Source organism: Flavobacterium gawalongense, assembly GCF_007097265.1.
Classification (GTDB): Bacteria; Bacteroidota; Bacteroidia; order Flavobacteriales; family Flavobacteriaceae; genus Flavobacterium; species Flavobacterium gawalongense.
In genome coordinates, this window is record NZ_VJZP01000022.1 from 1 (window position 1) to 22868 (window position 22868).

Sequence of the window (22868 nt, forward strand, 5' to 3'; positions counted from 1 at the left end):
ATGCTTTATAAATGTACAAACGACGAAAATTGTATTCGAAATGATTTTAGTCCGCATTACGGATAGTCATATAAAATAATAAACACTCTTTTCAATTTCTAAAATAAAATTATTTTTTAAGCAGCCATTTGTGTAACATTTTTTCCAAATCGGTTTGGATAATTGGCTTTGGCAGATAATCATTCATTCCTGCTTCCAGACATTTTTCTTTGTCTCCAACCATTATTCCCGCAGTTATTGCAATTATAGGAATATTTTCAGAATCTTTTAATTTCCTGATTTCGTCAGTTGCTTCATATCCATTTTTATTTGGCATTTGAATGTCCATCAAAATAACATCTGGTTGCCCTTTTTTATATTGTCCTACTGCTTCATTTCCATCCTTAGCTTCAAAAATAGTGCAATTAGACATTATTCTTTTAATCAGTGTTTTAGCTAAAAGCATATTGATTTTATTATCCTCAACTATTAAAATCTTTTTATTATTTAGAGTTTCTGTGGGAATAATAGTATCCTCATTAATTATATTAGTAAGTACTGAATCTATACTTTTTTTATGATTTGTCTTTTTAAATTTAATGTCAAAGAAAAAATCACTTCCATCTCCGTATTTACTAATTAATTGCAATTTGCTATCCATTAGTGCTAAAAGCTGATTTGAAATAGCCAAACCTAATCCTGTACCTCCAAATTTTCGATTTGTAGAATTATCTTCCTGTACAAAAGAATTAAATATTTTTTCATTGTTGCCTCCTTTTATACCTATTCCGGTATCTTTTACTGAAAACTTTATGTTTGACCAATTTTTGTCTGAAGAATAAATTTCATCTATATCCAAACGTATTTCTCCAAAACTGGTAAACTTTATGGCATTACTCAACAGATTTACTATTATTTGTTTCAATCTTACGGAATCTGCAAGAATGTATTGTGGAACGTTTTTATCTATATGGAGTGTTAAATCTATATTTTTTTGATTGGCTTGGTATTTAAATAAATCAATAACCTGATTTGTTAATTTAAAAAGATTTATTTCTTCAATATCCAATTCTAATTTTCCGGATTCTATTTTAGAAAAATCTAAGACATCATTAACAATCTCCATTAATGAAGTTGCGGATTCATTAACTGTAGTCATATATTCGAACTGATTCTTTTTTAAATTTGACTTCATCAACAAATGAGTAAAGCCAATTATTCCGTTTAATGGAGTTCTAATCTCATGACTCATATTCGCAAGAAAATCAGTCTTAGCTCTATTTGCGGCTTCGGCTTGTTCTTTCGCTTTTATTAACTCCATCTCCATCACCTTTTGTTCCGTGACATCAATGAAACTAATTACAATTTCAAATATTTCATCTTTGTTATCAATATCGGGGAAGCCATTGACTAAAAGCCATACGATGTCGTTAGTTTCTGGTCGATTCACTCCAACTGTAATGTTTTTTACTGCTTGCTTACTTGTTAATATTTGATTTACTGGATATTTTTCAATCGGCATAGCCGAATTGTCTTCATTCAAAAATTTCCAGGCCGGACTAATTGCCATTTTCCCTTTCATTTGATTATCACTTAATCCCAGTAATTCCGATGCTTTTAGATTATTCACAATAATTGAGGTATCTGATGCATGAACCACTATACCTGTATCAAGATTATTTAACAAACCGCGATATCTTTCCTCACTTTTCTGCAGTGCATAGTCCGATTGTTTGGCACTTGTAATATCACGAGAAAGACAAATGAAGTGTATATCATGATCTTCACTTTCCTGCATGGGTGCAATTGAGAGTTCAAACCAATGTAAACCACTCTGCAACTGTAATGAATATTGTCGTCCGATGGAGAACCCTTTTTCTGAAGCTTCCCGAATAGCGGATAGACACAAATTGGCAACATCGGGTGGTAATACTTCCGAAAATGTTTTACCTAGAAATACTTCTGGGGGCAACGCTAACAAATCATCCCGACGGGAATGGTAGTTGTAAATGCTACCGTTTATATCTACTTCAAACAGCAAATCAGGAATAGCGTCAAGAATAGCTTCCAGCTTTTTGTGCATTTTTTTAAACTCTTCTTCTATTTTTTTGCGTTCACTTACATCTCTTACTATCGCTACAATACGGCCATCTGCAATCATTTTGGCAGTAATCTCTACAGGAATCAATGATCCATCTCGACGCAGCATATTTCGCTCCATTAGAGTTTGCTTACCACTAAGCAATTCATGAATCATGATGGGTCTGTTTTTTAGCTCATCAATTGTATACAAATCCGTTAGATTTTTTGCACAAAGCTCCTCTTTGGTATACCCTAGCATGATGCAAGCACTTTCATTTACTTCGAGTAAATTCCCTGAAACATCGTTAATAAAAATAGCATCAGAAGCTTGTTCTATAAGGCTGCGATACTTTTCTTCACTATTAACAAGTTGTTCTTTTATATTTTTCAATTCTGTAATTTCAGTCATGGAGCTAATAAAACGTGTTGCTATTCCTAATTCATCTCTAATGATAACAGCACGATCATAAAAGTATCCATAACTACCATCCCCTTTTTGAAAACGAAATTCATCCGCCCATATATTTATAGTACTTGCATAGCTTTCTTCAAGCTTTTTAATAACTCTTTCCCTATCATCCGGATGAAGTCTAGAGCGCCATATTTCTTTATTATTGACGGTACTTGGCTCACCACTGCTTCCAAAATTAAAAAGCTCAATAAATGCTTTATTATTCCAACTTTGTCCAGTCAATAAATCTACTTCAGATATAGTATCATTTGTAGCAACTGAAATTCTCTCAAATCGTTCATTAGCGGTTTTAATTTTTTCTTCTGCTTTTTTAATTTCAGTTAAATCTAAGCCCATTCCTAATATGCATTTTTCACCTTCATATTCTACAACAAGTGAATTAATATAATAAGGGATTTTATTTTTCGTTTTTGTATAAAAGTTAAGTTCAATTCCCGGAAATTTATTTTCAATTCCCTTTGGTTTATTTTCTAAAACGGTTTTTATTCTTTTTTTAACTTTTTCTTTTTCATCTTCATCATAAAAATCAACCGGACTCATTTGGGCTATTTCATTTTTATTGTAACCCGTTACATCTTCAAAATTTTTATTCCATTTCACAAACTTTCCAGATTCACCGTAGAGATAAAAAACACCTGGAAGATTATTAATTATTGTTTCAGAAAGCTGTTTTTCCTTTAAAATCAGATCTCCCGCAATTTTACGTTCTGTAATATCAGTAATTGTGCCTATATAGCCCACAATTTCATTTTTGGTATTTCTCTCCGGAATGGCCTGTCCCATCACCCAAGAAATTGATCCGTCCGGGCGAACAAATCGATATTCCAACAAGGAGATTTCTTGATTATAAGTTGCATTTTCCCATCCATTAAACAATAATTTTTCATCATCATTATGGACAGCACTGAGCCAGCCATTTCCTAAAGCCTCCTGATAAGATAAGCCTGAAATTTGACACCAACGGGGATTAACATAAGTAGTGAGCCCAGCCGCATCAGTACGAAAAATTCCTACCGGTGATACTTCGGTAAGTGTAAGATACCGTTGTTCACTTTCAAAAACTGCCTCTTCTGCTTTTTTGCGCAAAGCTTCTTTCTCAAAAATCTCTAACGCAAAAGTCACATCACCAGTTGCTTCTTCCAATAATGCAATTTCCTCAGCATCAAAAAAGTTTTTTTCACCAGCAAAAAAATAAAAAACACCAATTACTTTTCCGAATTTTTTTATTGGCACCGCCATTGAAGAAAAATAGCCCCGTTCTAAAGCTTCTTCTTTCCATGGCAGCATCATTGGATCATTCTGAATGTCATTGCAAACTGCATATTTCGCTTCTCTAAACGCAATTCCAGCAGGACCTCTCCCCTCCGGTATATCTTCAATTGAAATAGTTTTTATTATAGAAAGATAACCATTGTCTTCGCCCGCAATCATTCTAGGAATTATTTTTTTAGTATTTTCATCTACTAATCCAATCCAGGCCATTCTAAACTTACCTAATTCAACAGCTATAGAACAAGCCTCTCTAAAAAGGGTTTGTTCATCAGTTGTACGGACAATCATTTGATTTATTTGGCTTATAAATAAATAAAGCCGATTGGCTTTAATGAGTTTTTGTTCTACTCCTATTCTTTCGGTGATATCAGTAATTATTCCATGGCAAATCACAGTTCCTTCCGGTTCAACCACTGGCAAAGAGTTCATCTCGTGCCATACCAATCCTTTTATTGGGTGCATGTAACGGTATTTCCCTTTGAGAGGAATTAACTTTGACTTGGTTTCAATAATGCTATACTTGACATAATCTAAATCTTCAGGATGAATCAATGAAAAAATGGTATTGGTATCATTTTCAATAGCTGCATAAGTAAATCCGTAAATTTCTTCAATAGCATTACTGGCATAAGGATAGCATAAAGAGCCGTCTTTATTTTGACGCATGGAATAAATTAAACCGGGTGAAGTAGCCGCAATTTTAGCAAACTTATCTCTTTCTTCTCTTAACGTTTTAATTACTTTTTTACTCTCGGTAATATCTTTAACAAAACCTAAAAACCTATTTTCTGAAAGTTTTACAGCTTCAACTGACCACCATCTAATTTCTCCCTTTTTATGAATCGCTTTAATTTCTTTTTTTGCTATTCCATTATTCAAAAGATTTCGGAATTCTTTAAAGTAATCTTCCAGAGATTCTAGAGCTGACAAATCACCAAACTTCATTGTTAATAGTTCCTCCCTTGAGTAACCGGTCAATAGTGTTGCTGCATGGTTTACATCTAAGTAATTTCCTTTTTCATCCAAGACAAAAACTCCATCTGGTGCATTTTCTATGTAATTCTTAAACTTAGCATTGCTTTCTTCTTCTATCACTTTTAGCTTATAATCAACTTCTGCTTGTTCTTTAGCTTTAACCGCAACTTCAATTTGTTTTTTTAAGCTAACATCTTGAGTATTACCTCTGATTCCTAATACATTCCCATTATCATCCAATAACGGAAAAATAGTTTGGTTAAACCACTTTACTTTTTTATTAAAAAAAGTAGCTCTTTGTTCTATTTCAAAAGGTTTTTTGTCAATAATTAATTGCGCTATTTTTTCTTGAAATAACGCTATATCTTCTTTAGAGAAATTATTTAAATATTCCTGAAATAAATCTTGATCATTCTTTTTTTCAACTTCAAAAATGGCATACAATTCATCAGACCAAATTATTTTTTTAGTATTTAAATCGAATTCCCAAGCACCAATTTTTGCGATTTTTTGCGCATGGTTTAATAAGTTTTCACTTTTAATTAATTTTTCTTGGGTGTTTCTTATCTCTGAGATATCTTTTCCAATTGCATAAATATTTTTAGAAGAAATGCTGTTTGCAGTCCATTGAATAGTAACAAATTCACCATTCTTTTTTAGGAATCTATTCTCATAATTTATTGAAGGTATCCCCGTAGAAAGTTTCTCAATCTCTTTTAACGATCTTTCAAGATCATCGGGGTGTAAAAGATGGAGTAAAGAATTGTTAAGTAATTCTTCTTTTGAATATCCTAAAATTTCAACGAAAGCGGGATTTATCTTTTTGAAAAAAGCATCAATTCCCACAATACATACTAAATCATTAGACTCTTCGATAAAAATTTTGAAATTAGCTAATGACTCTTCTTTTTTTAGTAACCGATCTATTTTTAACTCTTGCTCTTTCAATTTGTTGAGTAGATCGTCATATGTAGGTTTTGCTTCTTTCATACTCATAAAATTCAAATTTAATCGCTATTATTAGAACTCTTAAATGTAATAAAAATACCATAACAAATTAAATGTATTTATTTAAATATATTATTTAACAACTGTTTACATGTATTGTTTTATAAAAAATGACCCATTGAGTGTAATTAGTTTTTGATGATAATTTTCGTCAGTTCGAGTGATTTTCGTCAGAAAATTGTATCGAGAACTAGAAAATTATTATTAAAAAACGGTTCTCGATACATTTTTTGTTCCGTTTTACTACACAAAAAACACTACCATTGACGTTTTTTCAAAACTAATATAAAACCTATCGTATGGACACAAATAGTAAAGGTTAAATTTGAACACGAATTCCACTAATTTTCACAAATCTATGCGGCTAATACAGTTCGTGTAATTAATTTCACGAATGAATTCGTGGCAATTCGTGAAATTCGTGTTTATTTTTAGACTTATGTCCAGACGATAGGTATAATACGTCATTTTATATTGCTTTTTTTTGTAAAAAATTAAGCCTCGAACTGACGTTTTGAATAATTGCACCCAACGGATAAAAAATAATTAAAATCAATCTCTTTATCCAATGTGACATTAGTTACTGACTACAGATTTTTCACAATTTATCTTTGCAGTATCATTTAGAGAAATAATTATGAAGAAAATAAATTTAATAATGCCATTAAAAACCACTCTATCCTCGCTTTAGGATTTAATCAGTCATTCTTTTTATGCTTTTGCAAAATAAATAACCCATAAACCACTTGTGTGAGTCAGTTTATTACATTCCATAACCAAATAGTGCTTAAATCGAAGACATACTGTACAAGTTTAAGATGAAAAATTATATACAGCACAATAACCACATAAATAATCTGAAACATTTTTTTTGGATTTTTTTTACCAAAACTGCTCTCTTAAAAAACTTAAACACTTTATTTACAACTATTTAATTAAAATTAAATTCTAAAAATAAAAATCCTTTACTGTAGATTAAAATTATTTTAACAAAAAAATAACAAACACTTGTATATACAAATATAAAAATAGTTATATTTGTATCGACAAATAAAATACAGAAAGGCATGAAAATTGAAGATGAAATAAAAAGTACAATACCATTGGACATTTCAAAAAAAATTACTCTGAATATTTTATATACTCAAAATGTTATCACAGATAATTTCAATGAGGTATTGAAGCCGTATGACATATCTGGAGAACAATATAATGTATTACGAATATTAAGAGGTCAAAAAGGAAATCCGGCAAATATGTGTTTAATACAAGAACGTATGTTAGCCAGAACGAGTAACACTACTCGATTAGTAGATAAATTATTATTAAAAAATTTTGTTACTCGAAATGTTTGCCCTGAAAATAGAAGAAAAATTGAAGTTCAAATTACTCAAAAAGGCTTAGATGTTTTAAAAGAATTAGATCCAAAAGTAATTGCACACGATCAACTTTTTTCCAAAAAATTAAATACCGAAGAATTAGAACAATTAAATTATTTATTAGAAAAATACAGAAATTAAATATATTAAAATTATGAATACTTTTTTAGAAAATCAAAACTGGAGATACGCAACAAAGAAATTTGATGTTTCCAAAAAAATAACAACAGAAGATTTAAATATATTAAAAGAAGCAATTCGTTTGAGTTCTTCTTCATATGGTTTGCAACCTTACAAAGTTATTATTGTTGAAAATCCTGAATTAAGAGCGCAGCTTCAACCTTCGGCTTGGGGACAATCTCAAATTGTTGAAGCTTCTCACCTAATCATTTTTGCAAATGAAACTAACGTTGACGACACAACAATTGATAGTTATTTGAAAAATATTAGTGAAACAAGAAATACTCCAATCGAAGCTTTGTCTGGTTATGGCGACTTTATGAAATCTAAAATTTCTACATTAGATCATGACGTCAAAAGCATCTGGACAGCAAAACAAACCTATTTAGCTCTAGGTAATTTATTGAATGCTGCTGCTGAACTTAAAATTGACGCTACTCCTATGGAAGGTTTTGTTCCCGCTCAGGTTAATGAAATATTAGGTTTGGACAAATTAGGTCTAAATGCTACTTTAATTGCAACACTTGGTTATAGACACGAAGAGGATGCAACACAACATTACAAAAAAGTTAGAAAATCAAACGAAGACTTATTTATTACATTATAATTACTAATTCAAAATTAAATATTAATCCAAAATCAAATTTAAACACATGAAAAATTTAAAATCAATTGCATTGGCACTAGTAGTCGTTTTATCTACTTTATCTGTAACAGCACAAACTAAAAAAGTTGATGCTTCAAAAAGTATTGTTAACTGGGTTGGAAAAAAAGTAACCGGAAAACATGAAGGGACGGTAAATTTAAAAGACGGTAAATTAATCTTTAAAGGAAAAAAATTAGCTGGTGGTACTTTTAATGTTGACATGACATCGTTAACAGCAACTGACCTTTCTGGCGAATACCAAGGAAAATTAAACGGTCACTTGAAATCTGAAGATTTTTTTGGAACTGAAAAATTTCCAACAGCAACATTAATTTTCAAAAAAGTAGTTGCAAAAACAGCTAATGTTTACACAGTAACCGGAGATTTAACTATTAAAGGAAAAACAAACCCAATTACATTTGATCTTGCAACTACAAAAGATACTGCTGCAACTTCATTAAAAATTGATAGAACAAAATACGATATTAAATATGGTTCTGGAAGTTTCTTTGATAACCTAGGAGACAAAGCCATTTCAGACGAATTTGACTTAGCAGTTGCTTTGAAATTCTAATATTTTCTCAAAATAATTAGCAAACCCCAATAGGAAACTGTTGGGGTTTCTTTTTATAAATTAATATAAAATTCTTCTAAGTTTTTGTAAAAACAAGGGCTTTTTTTATAAAAGCAAATTACAAAACAAAAAAATCATGTTATAGACAGAGTTAATCCTCACAAATATCTACTATTAAAATTTACATAGCATAACTTATAGTAACAATAAAATAACATATAGTAATTATTCCTTTAACATACTCAAAGTAATTTTGAAAATAAAAAGATGCCCCTCGCAAGAATTGAACTCAAAAAAATTTTAATTATGAAAAAAGCCATATTTGTTATATTCATAAGTCTAATAAATAACCTATCTATAAATGCCCAACAGATAAAAGGAATCATCGGTGAAACTAATTGGATGAAAAATTGGACCAACTTTAAACCAACTGCGGAAGAGTATCCAGATGCAACTAATATTTTGACAGGCACAATAAGTAGTGATCTTAAACTGTATAAAAGGAATACCTATAGATTAATTGGGGTTGTATACATAACAAATAACGCTGTATTAACCATTGAACCAGGAACCATTATACGTGGAGATGTAGAAACATGTGGAACACTAGTAATAACAAAAGGTTCAAAAATTATGGCGGAAGGTGAAGTAACAGACCCTATTGTTTTTACTTCCAATAGAGAAATTTCAATGAGAAAACCTGGAGACTGGGGAGGAATTATCATATTAGGGGAAGCTCCTATAAATAAAGTTGGTGGAATAGGCTTTTTAGACTTTAATTTAGACCCTATGATTAGTCATTATGGCGGACAAAATCAAGACAGCAATTCGGGTATATTAAAATATGTTCGTATCGAATATTCAGGAAGAAAACTAAATGCTTTAAAAGAACTTAACGGATTGTCATTAGCAGGTGTTGGTCGAAAAACTAAATTTAATTTTATTCAAATCAGTTATTCGAATGATGATTCCTATGAGTGTTATGGTGGAGACGTAAATTTTGACAATGTCATTTCATTTAGAGCAACTGATGACGATTTTGATTTTACGCAAGGTGCACAATGCAATATAAGTAACAGTATTGCTATACGTTATCCATATTCATCTGATATTTCCGGTTCTCGATGTTTTGAAATAGACTCATTTGATAAAATTGAAAATGCAGATTTAACAAAAAAACTAACCAAAATAATTGCCACAAATATCACTTTAGCAAATTTAGAAGAAAACAATCAAGGCTTAGTCAGAGAAGCAATTTACGTTAAAGACAAAAGTTACTTTAGCCTCAACAACAGCGTTGTTACCGGATTTAAACTTTGTATTTTATTAGACAGTAAAATAAGTAATATTTCAGCTAATTTAGCAAAAATTAATTTACAAGGAGTACTCGTTAATAACTGTGATGGAGGTATTCACAGTGAAAACGCAGCGTATGATTCAGAAATAAAGAATTGGTTTAGCAATGAATCTTTTTCAATAGAGTATTTAAAAATAAACAACTCGGAGCTTTTTTTAGAAACAAACATTAAAAAGAATCCGGATTTTAGATTACAAAAGAACAAGACATTAGCCATTGGAAATTAAGATCTAAAGAAAACTTTAAATGACTGGGATTATCATGAATCTAATTTAAGATTAAAAATTAAATTATAATTTTTTAATCAACCTTACATTTAATTTAACCGAAAAATAATTCAGTCCCACAACGGGTAATTAATTGATGGGTTTCTTTTTTAACCAAACCAAATAAAATTTTATATGACTATCCGTAATGCGGACTAAAATCATTTCGAATACAATTTTCGTCGTTTGTACATTTATAAAGCATAAATATTAGCCCACAGATTGTACAGATTATACCGATTTACACGGATTTTTTTACTCGGTGAATCAAACTGTTATTTAAATCTGTGCAAAATCCGTTCAATCCGTGTTATCTGTGTGTCCTATTTTATCCTTTGGAACATATTGCGGACTGTCTAAAATTTTATATAAAAATTAGCTGTAAAAACCGCTTTAAATATTGAATTGCGTGAATTCATTTATTAATAATTTTTCATTTTGAAATCATCAATAAATTTAACTAAGACATAGCGTATCAGTATCTTAAAATTGAAATTGATTTTTGTAACTTTGATATTGAATAAATAAATTTCATTAGTATTTTTTTATTCGGCATTGACTTTTAATTTAAAAATATCATCATGAAAAATTTAAAAAAATTAGTCTCGTTCTAATAGTCATTTTTACATTTATTACAGCAGAAGGACAAACCAATAAAATTGATATCTCTAAAAGTAAAATTAATTGGGGTAGGAAAAAAAGTAACCGGTCAACATGAAGGAATAGTAAAACTAAAAGGCGGATATATTATTTTCAAAAATAATAAAGTGGCAGGAGGAAATTTTACTGCAGACATGAAATCATTATCAAATACAGATCAAACCGGAAAATCAAAAATAAAATTAGAAGGACATTTGAAATCGGATGAATTTTTCGGAGTAGATAATTATAACACTTCCAACTTGGTTTTCAAAAGCATTGGCGATAAAGGCAATAATGTTTACAGTGTCACTGCAGATTTGACAATAAAAGGAGTTACAAATCCCGTAAAATTTGATTTCATCGTAAAAGGGAATACTGCAACTGCCGCTTTAAAAATAGACCGAACAAAATATGACATTAAATACGGTTCCGGTAGTTATTTTAATGATTTGGGAGATAAAACAATTTACGACGAATTTGAATTAAATGTTGATTTGCCATTTTAGTTAAACTTTATTTAACAAAAAAACGTAAAATTTAATATTTTTTTTGGTTTTTTATTTTTGAATACTCGAAATTCATTTATATATTTGTCACAACAAAAAAATCATGAAAACAACTATAAACAGTACTTGGTGGTGGAATAATTTACGTCAGTCGTCGTGAACAAAGCTCCTATAGTATTATTAAACTATAAATATAAAAGGCTTGTCATCACGACAGGCCTTTTTTTTGTGCTCTATTTCTTTACTATTACACAACACTAAAAAATTATATAAATTGAAACCTTTTATACTAAATACAAATTACAAGCAAATTCTTGCCGATACCATAACTCCTGTGAGTGTGTATTTCAAAATTCGCGACAAATTCCCTAATAGCTTATTGCTGGAAAGTAGTGATTATCATGGGAATGACAACAGTTTTTCTTATATCTGTTGCAATCCGATTGCTTCTATAAAAATAGAAAATGAAATCATCTACAAAACATTTCCTGATGGTAGTTTTGAGAACATTGCTATTGATGCCACAACCAATATTCCAGAAGTAATACAAGAATTTTCAAGTCAATTCAAATCCGAGAAAAATGATTTCAAATTCATAAATAATGGTTTGTTTGGCTATATTTCATATGATGCCGTTCGGTATTTCGAAAAAGTTACTATCGCTAAAAAAGACAATAGTATTTCTATTCCTGATGTTTATTATGCCGTGTACCAAAACATTATAGCTATCAATCATTTTAAAAATGAAGCTTATATTTTCTGTCACAGTTTAGACGGAAAAAATAACATCTCGGAAATTGAGCAATTATTACAATCCCGAAACATTGCTTCCTATAAATTCTCTAAAGAAGGAGAAGGCTTTTCGAATTTGACAGATGAAGAATTCAAACATAATGTGGCTTTGGCCAAAAAGCATTGTTTTAGAGGTGATGTATTCCAATTAGTTTTGTCCAGAAGGTTTACCCAAGGTTTTAAAGGTGACGAATTTAATGTGTACAGAGCGTTGCGAAGCATCAATCCTTCGCCTTATTTATTCTTTTTTGATTATGGTGATTTCAAAATATTTGGCTCTTCTCCGGAAGCCCAAATTATTGTCAAAGACCGTAAGGCCGAAATTCATCCTATCGCAGGAACTTTTAAACGAACCGGTGATGATGAGCAAGATGCCATTCTTGCCAAACAATTATCGGAAGATAAAAAGGAAAATAGCGAACACGTGATGTTGGTTGATTTAGCCAGAAATGATTTAAGCCGAAACGGTCATAATGTCAATGTAGAAAAATATAGAGAAGTACAATTCTTTTCTCATGTGATTCACCTAGTTTCAAAAGTAACTGGACATTTGCACCCGAGTGCCACAACTATGCAAGTTGTAGCTGATACTTTTCCGGCGGGAACCTTAAGTGGCGCACCAAAACACAGAGCCATGCAATTGATTGAAGAGTACGAAAAAACCAATCGAAATTTTTATGGTGGCGCTATTGGTTTTATGGATTTTGAAGGAAACTTTAATCACGCCATTATGATTCGGACTTTCCTTAGTAAAAATCATCAATTGCATTCCCAAGCGGGAGCAGGAATTGTAGCGAGTTCTGATGAAGAAAGCGAAATGCAGGAAGTATATAACAAATTGAGAGCGTTGAACGCAGCTTTGGATTTAGCAGAAACTATTTAGTAGTATTCAGTATTCAGTTTTTAGTGTTCAGTCGCAGTGTTCTGAATGAGCAACTTAACCATTTATACAAGTAATTACAAAACATAATCTATTCTCAGAGTCCCCCCTCTCCTTTGGAGAGGGGCAGGGGGTGAGGTAAAAGAAAACAAAATGAAAAAAATACTAGTCATAGACAATTACGATAGTTTCACTTATAATTTGGTGCATTATCTGGAAGATTTAGATTGCGAAGTAACCGTATACAGAAACGATGAATTTGATATCGATGAAATTGCAGTTTTCGATAAAATATTACTATCTCCTGGACCTGGAATTCCAGATGAAGCCGGATTATTGAAAGAAGTAATCAGAAAATATGCTCCAACCAAAAGTATTTTTGGAGTGTGTCTTGGGCAACAAGCGATAGGTGAAGTTTTTGGAGGAACACTTTCTAATTTAGATAAAGTCTATCACGGTGTTGCCACAATGGTAAAAACCGTAGTTGATGATGAACTATTATTCGAAGGATTAGGAAATGAATTTGAAGTAGGTCGTTACCATTCTTGGGTGGTTGACACCAATTTACCTGATGTACTTGAAGCCACTTCATTCGACGAAAATGGCCAGGTGATGTCGTTGCGTCACAAAACTTATGATGTTCGCGGTGTACAATTTCATCCGGAAAGTGTTTTGACGCCTAATGGAAAAAAGATATTGGAGAATTGGGTTAAGAGTTAGTTCCTCCCCCCACCCCCCCGAAAGAGAGGGAGCCAAAAGCAAAAAAATGACCCTTTGCACCTTCGTGCCTTTGTGGCAAAAACAAAATAAAAATGAAAAATATATTAAATAGACTCATCAATCACGAAATGCTTTCGAAAGAAGAAGCAAAAAACGTATTGGTTAATATCTCCAACGGAAGTTATAACACAAGCCAGATTGCGTCTTTCCTTACTGTTTACATGATGCGAAGCATTAGTATTGAAGAACTTTCCGGTTTCCGTGAAGCGTTGTTAGAATTGTGTATTCGTGTGGATTTATCAGGGTACAATACCATAGATCTATGCGGTACGGGTGGCGATGGAAAAGACACTTTCAATATCTCAACTCTAGCTTCTTTTGTGGCTGCCGGTGCGGGAATCAAAGTAGCTAAACATGGAAATTATGGTGTTTCTTCCATTTCCGGATCTAGTAATGTCTTAGAGAAATTGGGAATTAAGTTCAGCAACGACAATGATTTTCTGGAAAGAAGTATTGAAAAAGCGGGAATTTGTGTTTTGCACGCTCCCTTATTTCATCCTGCCATGAAAAACGTGGGGCCTATTAGAAAAGAATTAGCAGTAAAAACTTTCTTCAATATGTTGGGACCAATGGTAAATCCATCATTTCCTAAAAATCAATTGGTAGGTGTTTTCAATCTAGAACTGGCCAGAATGTACGCCTATTTGTATCAAAATACCGATGTGAATTTTACAATCTTGCATTCGCTTGACGGCTATGACGAGGTTTCACTGACAGGACCAACAAAAACGATTACCAATTCAATGGAAGGAATGTTAAAACCAGAGGATTTTGGTGTTCGCCTTTTGCTGCAAAGCGAAATCGAAGGTGGAACTACCATCGAAGAATCGGCTCAAATGTTTACTGATATCATTTCTGGAAAAGGTACCGAAGCCCAAAATAATGTGGTTTGTGCCAATGCCGCAATGGCAATTGCAACCGTTACAAAATGCTCGCCGCTTGAAGGTTTTGAGTTGGCTAAGGAAAGTTTATTTTCTGGAAAAGGATATAACGCTTTAAAAATATTACAAGAATTGAGCAGGTAAAAAAATCGTTTAAAGTTTAAGGTTTAAAGTTGTTGGAATGGAAATTCTAACTTTTGAACAAATTACAAGAATCTTGTGCAACTTTAAACTTTAAACAAAGAAAACTTTAAACAAATAAGAATGAATATTTTAGATAAAATTATAGTTGACAAAAAAAGAGAAGTCATCCTCAAGAAATCAATCATTCCCGTTTCGCAATTGGAAGCTTCGGTTTTCTTTGGAAAAAAAACTATTTCTTTAAGTGAAAATTTAAGAAACAGCACTTCTGGAATCATTGCAGAACACAAACGTCGTTCGCCTTCAAAAGCCGAAATAAATTATAGTTTTACTGTTGAAGAAGTGGTGAAAGGATATGAAACTGCCGGTGCTTGTGGAATTTCGGTTTTGACCGATGGAAAATATTTTGGCGGTTCATTGGACGATTTACTTTTGGCAAGAGCCTCAGTGAACATTCCATTATTGAGAAAAGAATTTATTGTAGATGAATACCAAATATTAGAAGCTAAAGCCCACGGAGCGGATTTGATTTTGCTGATTGCAGCGGTTTTAACAAGAGACGAAATCAAATCATTATCTGAATTTGCTAAAAGTTTGGGATTGGAAGTGTTGTTGGAAGTTCACAATCAGGAAGAACTGGAAAAATCAATTATGCAAACTTTAGACATGATTGGTGTAAATAACAGAAACCTAAAAACTTTCGAGGTGAGTTTGGATTTCAGCAAACAATTAGCATCATTAATTCCGAATGAATTTATAAAAGTTTCCGAAAGTGGCATTTCATCCATTGAAGCAATCAACGAATTAAAACCTTACGGATACAAAGGATTTCTGATTGGAGAAAACTTTATGAAAACGGACAATGCCGGTAAAGCAGCAACGGAATTTATTTCAAAATTAAAAATTTAAAGCTAGACACGAATTTCACAAATTAACACGAATTCAATTGGTGAAAATTTGTGAAATTAGTGGCAAAAAACTGGAAATGAAAAAAAACACTGACAATCAAGATACTTCGGCTCCCTTCCCTTCGGGGAGGGCTGGGGTGGGGATTAAAATCTGCGGCATGAAATATCCCGGTAATATACTCGAAGTGGGCTCGCTCCTACCCGATTATATGGGATTCATATTCTGGGAAAAATCGGCTCGGTATTTTGATGGTATTATTCCAGATTTACCGAAATCCATCAAGAAAGTGGGCGTTTTTGTAAATGCGACACAAGAAGAAATTCTTGAAAAAATGAAAAAATACAATTTACAAGCTGTTCAATTGCACGGACATGAATCCGCTGAATTTTGTTTGGATTTGAAAAATAAAATGGATAATTCTATAGAAATCATAAAAGTATTCTCTGTTGATGATACATTTGATTTTGAGGTGCTGAAACCATTTGAAACGGTTTGTGACTATTTTCTTTTTGATACCAAAGGAAAATTACCCGGTGGCAACGGAACCACTTTCGACTGGAAAGTATTGGTAAATTATCCCTCAAGCAAACCCTTTTTCCTGAGTGGAGGAATCGGAATTGAGGAAATGGGCGCCGTAAATGAAATTTCGAAAACCAATTTACCCATTTACGCTATTGATGTAAACAGTAAATTTGAAATAGAACCCGGATTAAAAAATATACAATTATGTAGAGACGTTGCAATGCAACGTCTCCACCAAAATAAATAAAAAAAATAAAATTATGTCATACAACGTCAACGAAAAAGGCTATTACGGAGAATTTGGAGGCGCCTTCATTCCTGAAATGTTATACCCAAATGTGGAAGAATTACGTCAAAATTATTTAAAAATTACAGCTGAACCAGAATTCCAGGCCGAATTTGATGCGCTGTTAAAAGATTATGTGGGACGCCCTACCCCGCTTTATTTTGCAGAGCGTTTATCTAAAAAATACAACACCAAAATCTATCTGAAAAGAGAAGATCTTTGCCATACCGGTGCACATAAAGTCAATAATACCATTGGACAAATTCTACTGGCAAAAAGGTTGGGCAAAAAACGCATTATTGCCGAAACAGGTGCAGGTCAACATGGCGTTGCAACAGCAACCGTTTGTGCATTAATGGGACTGGAATGTATTGTTTATATGGGTGAAATCGACATCAAACGTCAAGCACCAAATGTGGCTCGTATGAAAATGTTAGGTGCCGAAGTTCGTCCGGCTCTTTCGGGTTCAAGAACCTTAAAAGATGCCACTAACGAAGCCATTCGCGACTGGATCAACAATCCCGTTGACACCTACTATATCATCGGTTCCGTAGTTGGACCACATCCTTATCCGGATATGGTGGCGCGTTTCCAAAGTGTCATTTCTAAGGAAATCAAAGCCCAATTATTGGAAAAAGAAGGTCGTGAAAACCCTGATTACGTAATTGCTTGTGTAGGTGGCGGAAGCAATGCTGCCGGTGCGTATTATCATTTTCTTGACAACGAAGACGTAAACATTATCGCGGTTGAAGCTGCTGGTTTAGGAGTGCATTCTGGCGAAAGTGCCGCAACATCGGCATTAGGAAAAGTAGGCGTTATTCACGGAAGTAAAACCCTATTGATGCAAACTCCTGATGGTCAAATCACAGAGCCGTATTCTATTTCTGCCGGATTGGATTATCCGGGCGTAGGTCCTATGCATGCTAATTTATTCGCTACTGGAAGAGCGAAATTCATCTCGATTACTGATGATCAGGCTATGAATTGGGGATTACAACTCTCCAAAATGGAAGGTATTATTCCCGCTATCGAAAGTGCCCATGCCTTTGCCGTTCTCGACGAAATGAAATTCAAACCGGAGGATATTGTAGTCATCAATCTTTCCGGTCGTGGCGACAAAGATTTGAATACCTATATTGATTATTTTAAATTATAATTGGGTTTATCCTGAATTTATTTCAGGGCGTTCCCTCGCTTTCACTAGCGTTTCAGCGAGGTCAGGCTTTCCGTTACAATCTTTTTTATCTCGTTAAAAAACGAGATAAAAAAGGATTTTCACTGCAATCCTTAACGCAAACCCAACAGCAATAAAAAATGAAGTTCAATTTACATTTTCAAAATAGAAACTATGGAAAAATTATTCGCTTACGGCAGCTTACAAAATGAGGACATACAAAAAGATCTTTTTGGGCGTATTCTTGAAGGAACTCCCGAAACGTTAATTGGTTATGTAGTAAAAGAAATTCAAATCGAAGAAGAATTTGGATTAGTACATTATCCCATCATTATGGAAACCCATAAACCGGAAGATACCATCAACGGAATTTTATATTCCATTTCGTCCCAAGAACTTCGCCAAACGGATTTGTACGAAGGATTGCATTACAAACGCGTTGAAGTACATTTACAATCCAACCTAAAAGCTTGGGCTTACAGTGCCGCCATTTAAGCCACTGAATTAATAAAAGTAGAAGGTTTCTAAAACCTTTAAAATCTGATAAAAAATATAAAATGAACCGAATAAATCAAAAATTACAAGAAACCAAAAAGATACTTTCCATCTATTTCTCTGCGGGATATCCTAACTTAAACGATACGGTACAAATCATTCAGGATTTAGAAAAAAGCGGTATTGATATGATTGAAATTGGATTGCCGTTTAGCGATCCATTGGCAGATGGACCAACGATTCAAGCCAGTTCCACCCAAGCGTTGCATAACGGAATGACCACACAGGTGCTGTTTGACCAATTGGCAGCTATTCGCAAAACAGTTTCTATTCCTTTAGTGATTATGGGGTATTTCAACCCCATGTTGCAATACGGAATAGAGAATTTCTGCAAGAAATGTGCGGAGATTGGCATCGATGGATTAATCATTCCCGATCTTCCTGTTGATGTGTATGCCGATGAATACAAGGAAACTTTCGAAAAATACGGTTTAATTAATGTGTTTTTGATTACACCACAAACTTCTGAGGAACGCATCCGTTTTATTGACAGCGTATCCGATGGATTTATTTATATGGTAAGTTCTGCCAGTGTTACGGGATCACAATCTGGTTTTGGAAGCGTCCAAGAAGAGTATTTCAAACGCATTGCAGCAATGAATCTAAAAAATCCTCAAGTAATTGGCTTTGGAATAAACAATGCAGAAACGTTTAATCAAGCTACGCAATTTGCCAAAGGTGCGATTATAGGAAGTGCTTTCATTACGCATTTAACCGAAAACGGAACTGGGAAGATTGCTGAGTTTGTAAAAGCGATTCGATAATAAAAATATCATTTTCTATAAATCAAACGGCGTTTAAAGTTTATTTAAATGCCGTTTTTTTGTGTCCATATTTTAGAAAAGACTAAAATTATTTGTAATAATTTATTTATATATTTACAAAATAACAAAAAGCCACTTTATGGCTCCTATATACAAGTTAGCAGTAAGCAAAAGAGAATACCCGAAAAGGACACTCTCTTTTTTATACTTACTTTAAAAATATTTTCGACAAATTATTTCCAAAACTCGTCTTCAGCAGGTTGGTCTTCAGAAAATAACCAAACTTGAACAATTTTTCCATCTGCAACTTCATACAAATCGTTACCATTCATATCAACTGTTTTAGCACCACTTTTAGCACTAAAACGAACAGGACAAGAAACAAAATTTCCATTAACCATCATTGCTCCTGCTGGTTTGATAACTAATGTCCCTTGTGTTGCTCCCATCATGTCGCCAAGCATTTTGCCAATGGCTTCAAGTCCTGTTTTTGTTCCAGAAAACTTATTGTTTCCGGGTTGGTGCCATTTTGCATCAGGGTTGAAATGCGAAAATGCTGTAGGAATGTCTCCTTTTGAAAGGGCTATTGAATAAGCCTCTACTACTTCTTTTGCTGTCATTTTATTTTCTTTTTGATTTGTTTGCGAATTATTTACCTTTTTTGACTTTTTATGTGTTTGTGCTTCTAATGTGCCCAATGAACACAATAATAATGCTATTGCGATTAATTTGGTATTCATTTTTTTCGATATTTGTTTAATAAAACTTACTTGATTTAAATTAAAACATTGGATTATTGTTTGCTCTTTTTTCAGGCATCTTCATCATTGCATCCCAATGTTCAACAATCTTATTATTTTGTACACGATATATGTCTATAAACCTCATTTCCTTTCCTGCCATTTCATAACGAGAATGAAGGATAACAATATCTCCCTCTGCAATGACGTGTTTAAACTCTATTTTTTGTTTTGGAACACCTTGTGAGGCTAACATTTTTACAAGTGCCTTTACTCCATCTTGCCCATCTGCAATGGTAGGGTTGTGTTGTAAGAAATCCTTACTCATAAATTCATCGACAGCAGTTGTGTCTAATTTGCCAAAAATTCTTTGGTAAGCAGTAGTAACTAACTGTTTATTTTTTTCAGTTTGCTTTGTTTGTGCCTGTGTTTCAATTGTACCCAATGTGAAACATAATAATGACAATGCGATTATTTTTGCTTTCATTTTTTTAATTGTTTTTTTAATTGTTGTTCAAAATTAAATCATTTCTTACCTTTGTACAAGTACCTACATAGTGGTATGGTGCTTACCTTTTAGTTAGAAATATTGATTATCAATGAAAAAAACTCAAAAAAATATTTTTCCATCAGACGAAAATTGTCCTGTAAGGCGTTCATTAACACTTTTAGGAGGCAAATGGACACTTTTAATTTTATTTCAAATCAACGAAAGAGTAATAAGATATGGCGAACTAAAAAGGGCTATACCCGGAATAAGTGAAAAGATGTTAATCCAAGAACTCAATTTATTGGTAGAACATAAATTTGTTTCTAAAAAGGCGTATCCAGAAATTCCACCAAGAGTTGAATATACCTTGACAAAACTTGGACTAAAAACTTTGCCAATAGCGGACATACTTGCAACATTTGGATTAGAAAATTTAACCTAAATTGCCTACCGCTAACATTTAGGAAACTAGAAGAAAGACCCGATCGCTCGGAAATGCACTAAATCTTCTCCTGTTGGATAGCGCAGTTTTGCAAACTGTGCCTACTAACGAGAGCTATCAAAAACAAAAATAAAACCGTGGCTAAACTTATTTTGCTAGATTTGTGTTGGCTGTAAGCAGTAATGGGTACAGTTTTTGAAAAACTGCGCTAACGATTGTTTGTAAATACGAGCGATCGCACATAAAACACCTTACCTATAAAGCTTTTACAGGAACTGGAGTTTTGGCTACCGCCAAGATCCCGATCTCTCGGAAATGCACTAAATCTTCCCAGGCTCTTCGAAGAGTACATAACGTTATCGGGTATGCTGCGCAAACGTCTCCCCCAGCTGCGCAAAGTCTACTGACTTTGCGCTTTTTTTCAATGTAATTATATAAAATTCAACTCATAAAAGTCTCCTTACTTTTTTACAAACCGTTCCGGCTATCCCTACCCAGCTCTTCGAAGAGTACATAACGTTATCGTAGATGCTGCGCAAATGTCTCTGACTTTGCGCCCACAACGATAAGCAACAAACATAACAGCGATCTCTCGGATTTGATTGCACGAAAATCTTTCCAAGCTCCGCAAACGTCTCTGACTTTGCGCAATTTGCTGAACCTGTTATTAAAACAAAAACCCATAAAGTCTCTGACTTTCATCGTCTTAGATTTTAAAAACATAAACAAGTCATTAAAATTGTTATTTTTATATTAAAAATACTCCCGCTCCGAAGTCTCACGACTTCGGAGCCGTTCCAATGATTAACAAACACAAGGAAATAAAGGTTGCTAAAGTTAGAACGGCATATAGCAATGTGTACGAAGTCCGAAGACTTCGCACAGCACGGAAAATTGAAGAATTCGTAAAAGCAATTCGATAAAAAACTTCTTTTTATATAAAATCAAACGGCGTTTAAATGAACTTTAAACGCCGTTTTTTTTATGGTCAAACAATAATTAAATTTAATTTTTTATAAGATTATTTTTATATATTTGATATGAGATAAAAATAACAGAGATAGAATTTATCGCCATTTTCACATTTTAAATTAATAAGAAACCCGATGAAAAAATATATTTTAACTGCGGTAACAGTATTTGTATTTGCCTTAACAAATGCACAAAAAGTCAACTTTGGAGCAAAAGCAGGGTTAAATGTTGCAAATTTAACAGGTTACTTTCCTGATAGTTCGCCTTTAATTGGTTTTAATGCAGGCATTTTTACCGAGATAAAAATTACTGATAAATTTGCAGTTCAACCTGAATTATTATTTTCTACGCAAGGAAACAAAATGAAGATACCTGTGCTTGATGCTTCTTCAGTTTTTCTGTATTCTTATGATGGCAAATGGAACTTATCCTATTTAAATCTACCCGTAATGGCTAAATATTACATTCTAGATAAACTGAGTATTGAGGCTGGACCGCAAATAGGTTTGTTATTAAGCGCAAAAGCAAAATATAGTTCAGATAGAGCATTGCCATCATTAAATACATCTACATCAGAATATGACATAAAAAATTATCTTAAATCAATTGATTTAGGTTTAAATTTTGGAGCCGTCTACGACGTGTCAAAAAATTTATCTGTGAATTTTCGTTACAATCTTGGCTTAGCTAATATCAATAATGAACCTATGAGTAGTTCAAATATCAAAAACAAAGTGTTTTCATTATCATTAGGATATAAACATTAATATCTCGCTCCGCAAAATACCCAGCTCTTCGAAGAGTACATAACGTTATCGTAAATGCTGCGCAAATGTCCCAGCTCTTCGAAGAGTACATAACGTTATCGGATGTGCTGCGCAAACGTCTCTGACTTTGCGCCCACAACGATAAGCAACAAACATAACAGCGATCTCTCGGATTTGATTACGCGAAAATCTTTCCAAGCTGCGCAAACGTCTCTGACTTTGCGCAATTTCCTAAACCTGTAATTAAAACAAAACGCAATAAAGTCTCTGACTTTCATCAACTTAAATTTAAAAAAACAAACAAGTCACCCAGCTCTTCGAAGAGTACATAACGTTATCGGGTATGCTGCGCAAACGTCTCTGACTTTGCGCAATTTCCTAAACCAGCTCCGAAAAGTGTCCCTGTAAATAAATAAATTTCTCGTAAAGGCTGCG

The 22868-nt window shown here is 33.1% G+C and carries 18 protein-coding genes; 15 read left to right on the forward strand and 3 right to left on the reverse strand.

The genetic code is table 11. The features are described from left to right. Positions 1-109: 109 nt before the first annotated feature. On the reverse strand, positions 110-5776 hold the full coding sequence (locus FNW38_RS11780) for a PAS domain S-box protein (protein ID WP_144064570.1): 5667 nt from the start codon (positions 5774-5776) through the stop codon (positions 110-112). A 1079-nt stretch (positions 5777-6855) separates the two neighbouring features. Here FNW38_RS11780 and FNW38_RS11785 point away from each other — a divergent pair. From FNW38_RS11785 to trpA, 13 genes are all read left to right on the forward strand, one after another. Then, positions 6856-7308, forward strand: a complete 453-nt coding sequence (locus tag FNW38_RS11785) for a MarR family winged helix-turn-helix transcriptional regulator (protein WP_144066673.1) — start codon at positions 6856-6858, stop codon at positions 7306-7308. 13 nt (positions 7309-7321) lie between these two features. Continuing rightward, complete coding sequence (locus FNW38_RS11790) at positions 7322-7954, forward strand: NAD(P)H-dependent oxidoreductase (RefSeq protein WP_144064569.1); 633 nt, start codon at positions 7322-7324, stop codon at positions 7952-7954. A 46-nt stretch (positions 7955-8000) separates the two neighbouring features. Then, positions 8001-8567 carry a YceI family protein gene (locus FNW38_RS11795; protein ID WP_143388797.1) on the forward strand — a complete coding sequence of 189 codons (567 nt, stop codon included), beginning with the start codon at positions 8001-8003 and terminating at the stop codon, positions 8565-8567. A gap of 306 nt (positions 8568-8873) precedes the next feature. Next, the gene (locus FNW38_RS11800; RefSeq protein WP_143388796.1) at positions 8874-10151 is read left to right on the forward strand and encodes a hypothetical protein; all 1278 of its coding nucleotides are present in this window, start codon (positions 8874-8876) and stop codon (positions 10149-10151) included. Between the two features lie 698 nt (positions 10152-10849). After that, positions 10850-11338 (forward strand): YceI family protein, encoded by a 489-nt coding sequence (locus FNW38_RS11805; protein WP_317130159.1) that lies wholly within the window; start codon positions 10850-10852, stop codon positions 11336-11338. Positions 11339-11612: 274 nt separating this feature from the next. Then, positions 11613-13013 (forward strand): anthranilate synthase component I family protein, encoded by a 1401-nt coding sequence (locus FNW38_RS11810; protein WP_143388795.1) that lies wholly within the window; start codon positions 11613-11615, stop codon positions 13011-13013. Positions 13014-13163: 150 nt separating this feature from the next. Then, complete coding sequence (locus tag FNW38_RS11815; protein ID WP_143388794.1) at positions 13164-13730, forward strand: anthranilate synthase component II; 567 nt, start codon at positions 13164-13166, stop codon at positions 13728-13730. A 92-nt stretch (positions 13731-13822) separates the two neighbouring features. Continuing rightward, positions 13823-14815 carry an anthranilate phosphoribosyltransferase gene (trpD, locus tag FNW38_RS11820; RefSeq protein ID WP_143388793.1) on the forward strand — a complete coding sequence of 331 codons (993 nt, stop codon included), beginning with the start codon at positions 13823-13825 and terminating at the stop codon, positions 14813-14815. A gap of 120 nt (positions 14816-14935) precedes the next feature. Beyond that, a complete protein-coding gene (gene trpC / locus FNW38_RS11825) occupies positions 14936-15721 on the forward strand; it encodes an indole-3-glycerol phosphate synthase TrpC (protein WP_144066672.1) in 786 nt (261 codons plus the stop codon). A gap of 76 nt (positions 15722-15797) precedes the next feature. Beyond that, positions 15798-16490 (forward strand): phosphoribosylanthranilate isomerase, encoded by a 693-nt coding sequence (locus tag FNW38_RS11830; RefSeq protein ID WP_449404047.1) that lies wholly within the window; start codon positions 15798-15800, stop codon positions 16488-16490. Positions 16491-16503: 13 nt separating this feature from the next. Then, positions 16504-17685, forward strand: a complete 1182-nt coding sequence (gene trpB / locus FNW38_RS11835; protein ID WP_144066671.1) for a tryptophan synthase subunit beta — start codon at positions 16504-16506, stop codon at positions 17683-17685. Between the two features lie 192 nt (positions 17686-17877). Continuing rightward, entirely contained in the window at positions 17878-18198 is a 321-nt protein-coding gene (locus FNW38_RS11840) for a gamma-glutamylcyclotransferase family protein (protein ID WP_144064565.1), read from the forward strand. Positions 18199-18260: 62 nt separating this feature from the next. Beyond that, a complete protein-coding gene (gene trpA / locus FNW38_RS11845) occupies positions 18261-19022 on the forward strand; it encodes a tryptophan synthase subunit alpha (RefSeq protein WP_144066670.1) in 762 nt (253 codons plus the stop codon). A 233-nt stretch (positions 19023-19255) separates the two neighbouring features. On the opposite strand, the gene FNW38_RS11850 is transcribed toward trpA, so the two are convergent. Beyond that, positions 19256-19762, reverse strand: coding sequence for a nuclear transport factor 2 family protein (locus FNW38_RS11850; protein ID WP_218043830.1), 507 nt, complete (start codon positions 19760-19762; stop codon positions 19256-19258). A 40-nt stretch (positions 19763-19802) separates the two neighbouring features. Next, complete coding sequence (locus FNW38_RS11855) at positions 19803-20249, reverse strand: nuclear transport factor 2 family protein (RefSeq protein WP_144066669.1); 447 nt, start codon at positions 20247-20249, stop codon at positions 19803-19805. Positions 20250-20361: 112 nt separating this feature from the next. Between FNW38_RS11855 and FNW38_RS11860 the strand changes: the two genes are divergently transcribed. Together FNW38_RS11860 and FNW38_RS11865 are read left to right on the forward strand one after the other, a co-directional pair. Further along, complete coding sequence (locus FNW38_RS11860) at positions 20362-20694, forward strand: winged helix-turn-helix transcriptional regulator (protein WP_144066668.1); 333 nt, start codon at positions 20362-20364, stop codon at positions 20692-20694. 1106 nt (positions 20695-21800) lie between these two features. Then, positions 21801-22433 carry a porin family protein gene (locus FNW38_RS11865; protein ID WP_143388787.1) on the forward strand — a complete coding sequence of 211 codons (633 nt, stop codon included), beginning with the start codon at positions 21801-21803 and terminating at the stop codon, positions 22431-22433. Positions 22434-22868: the final 435 nt, after the last annotated feature.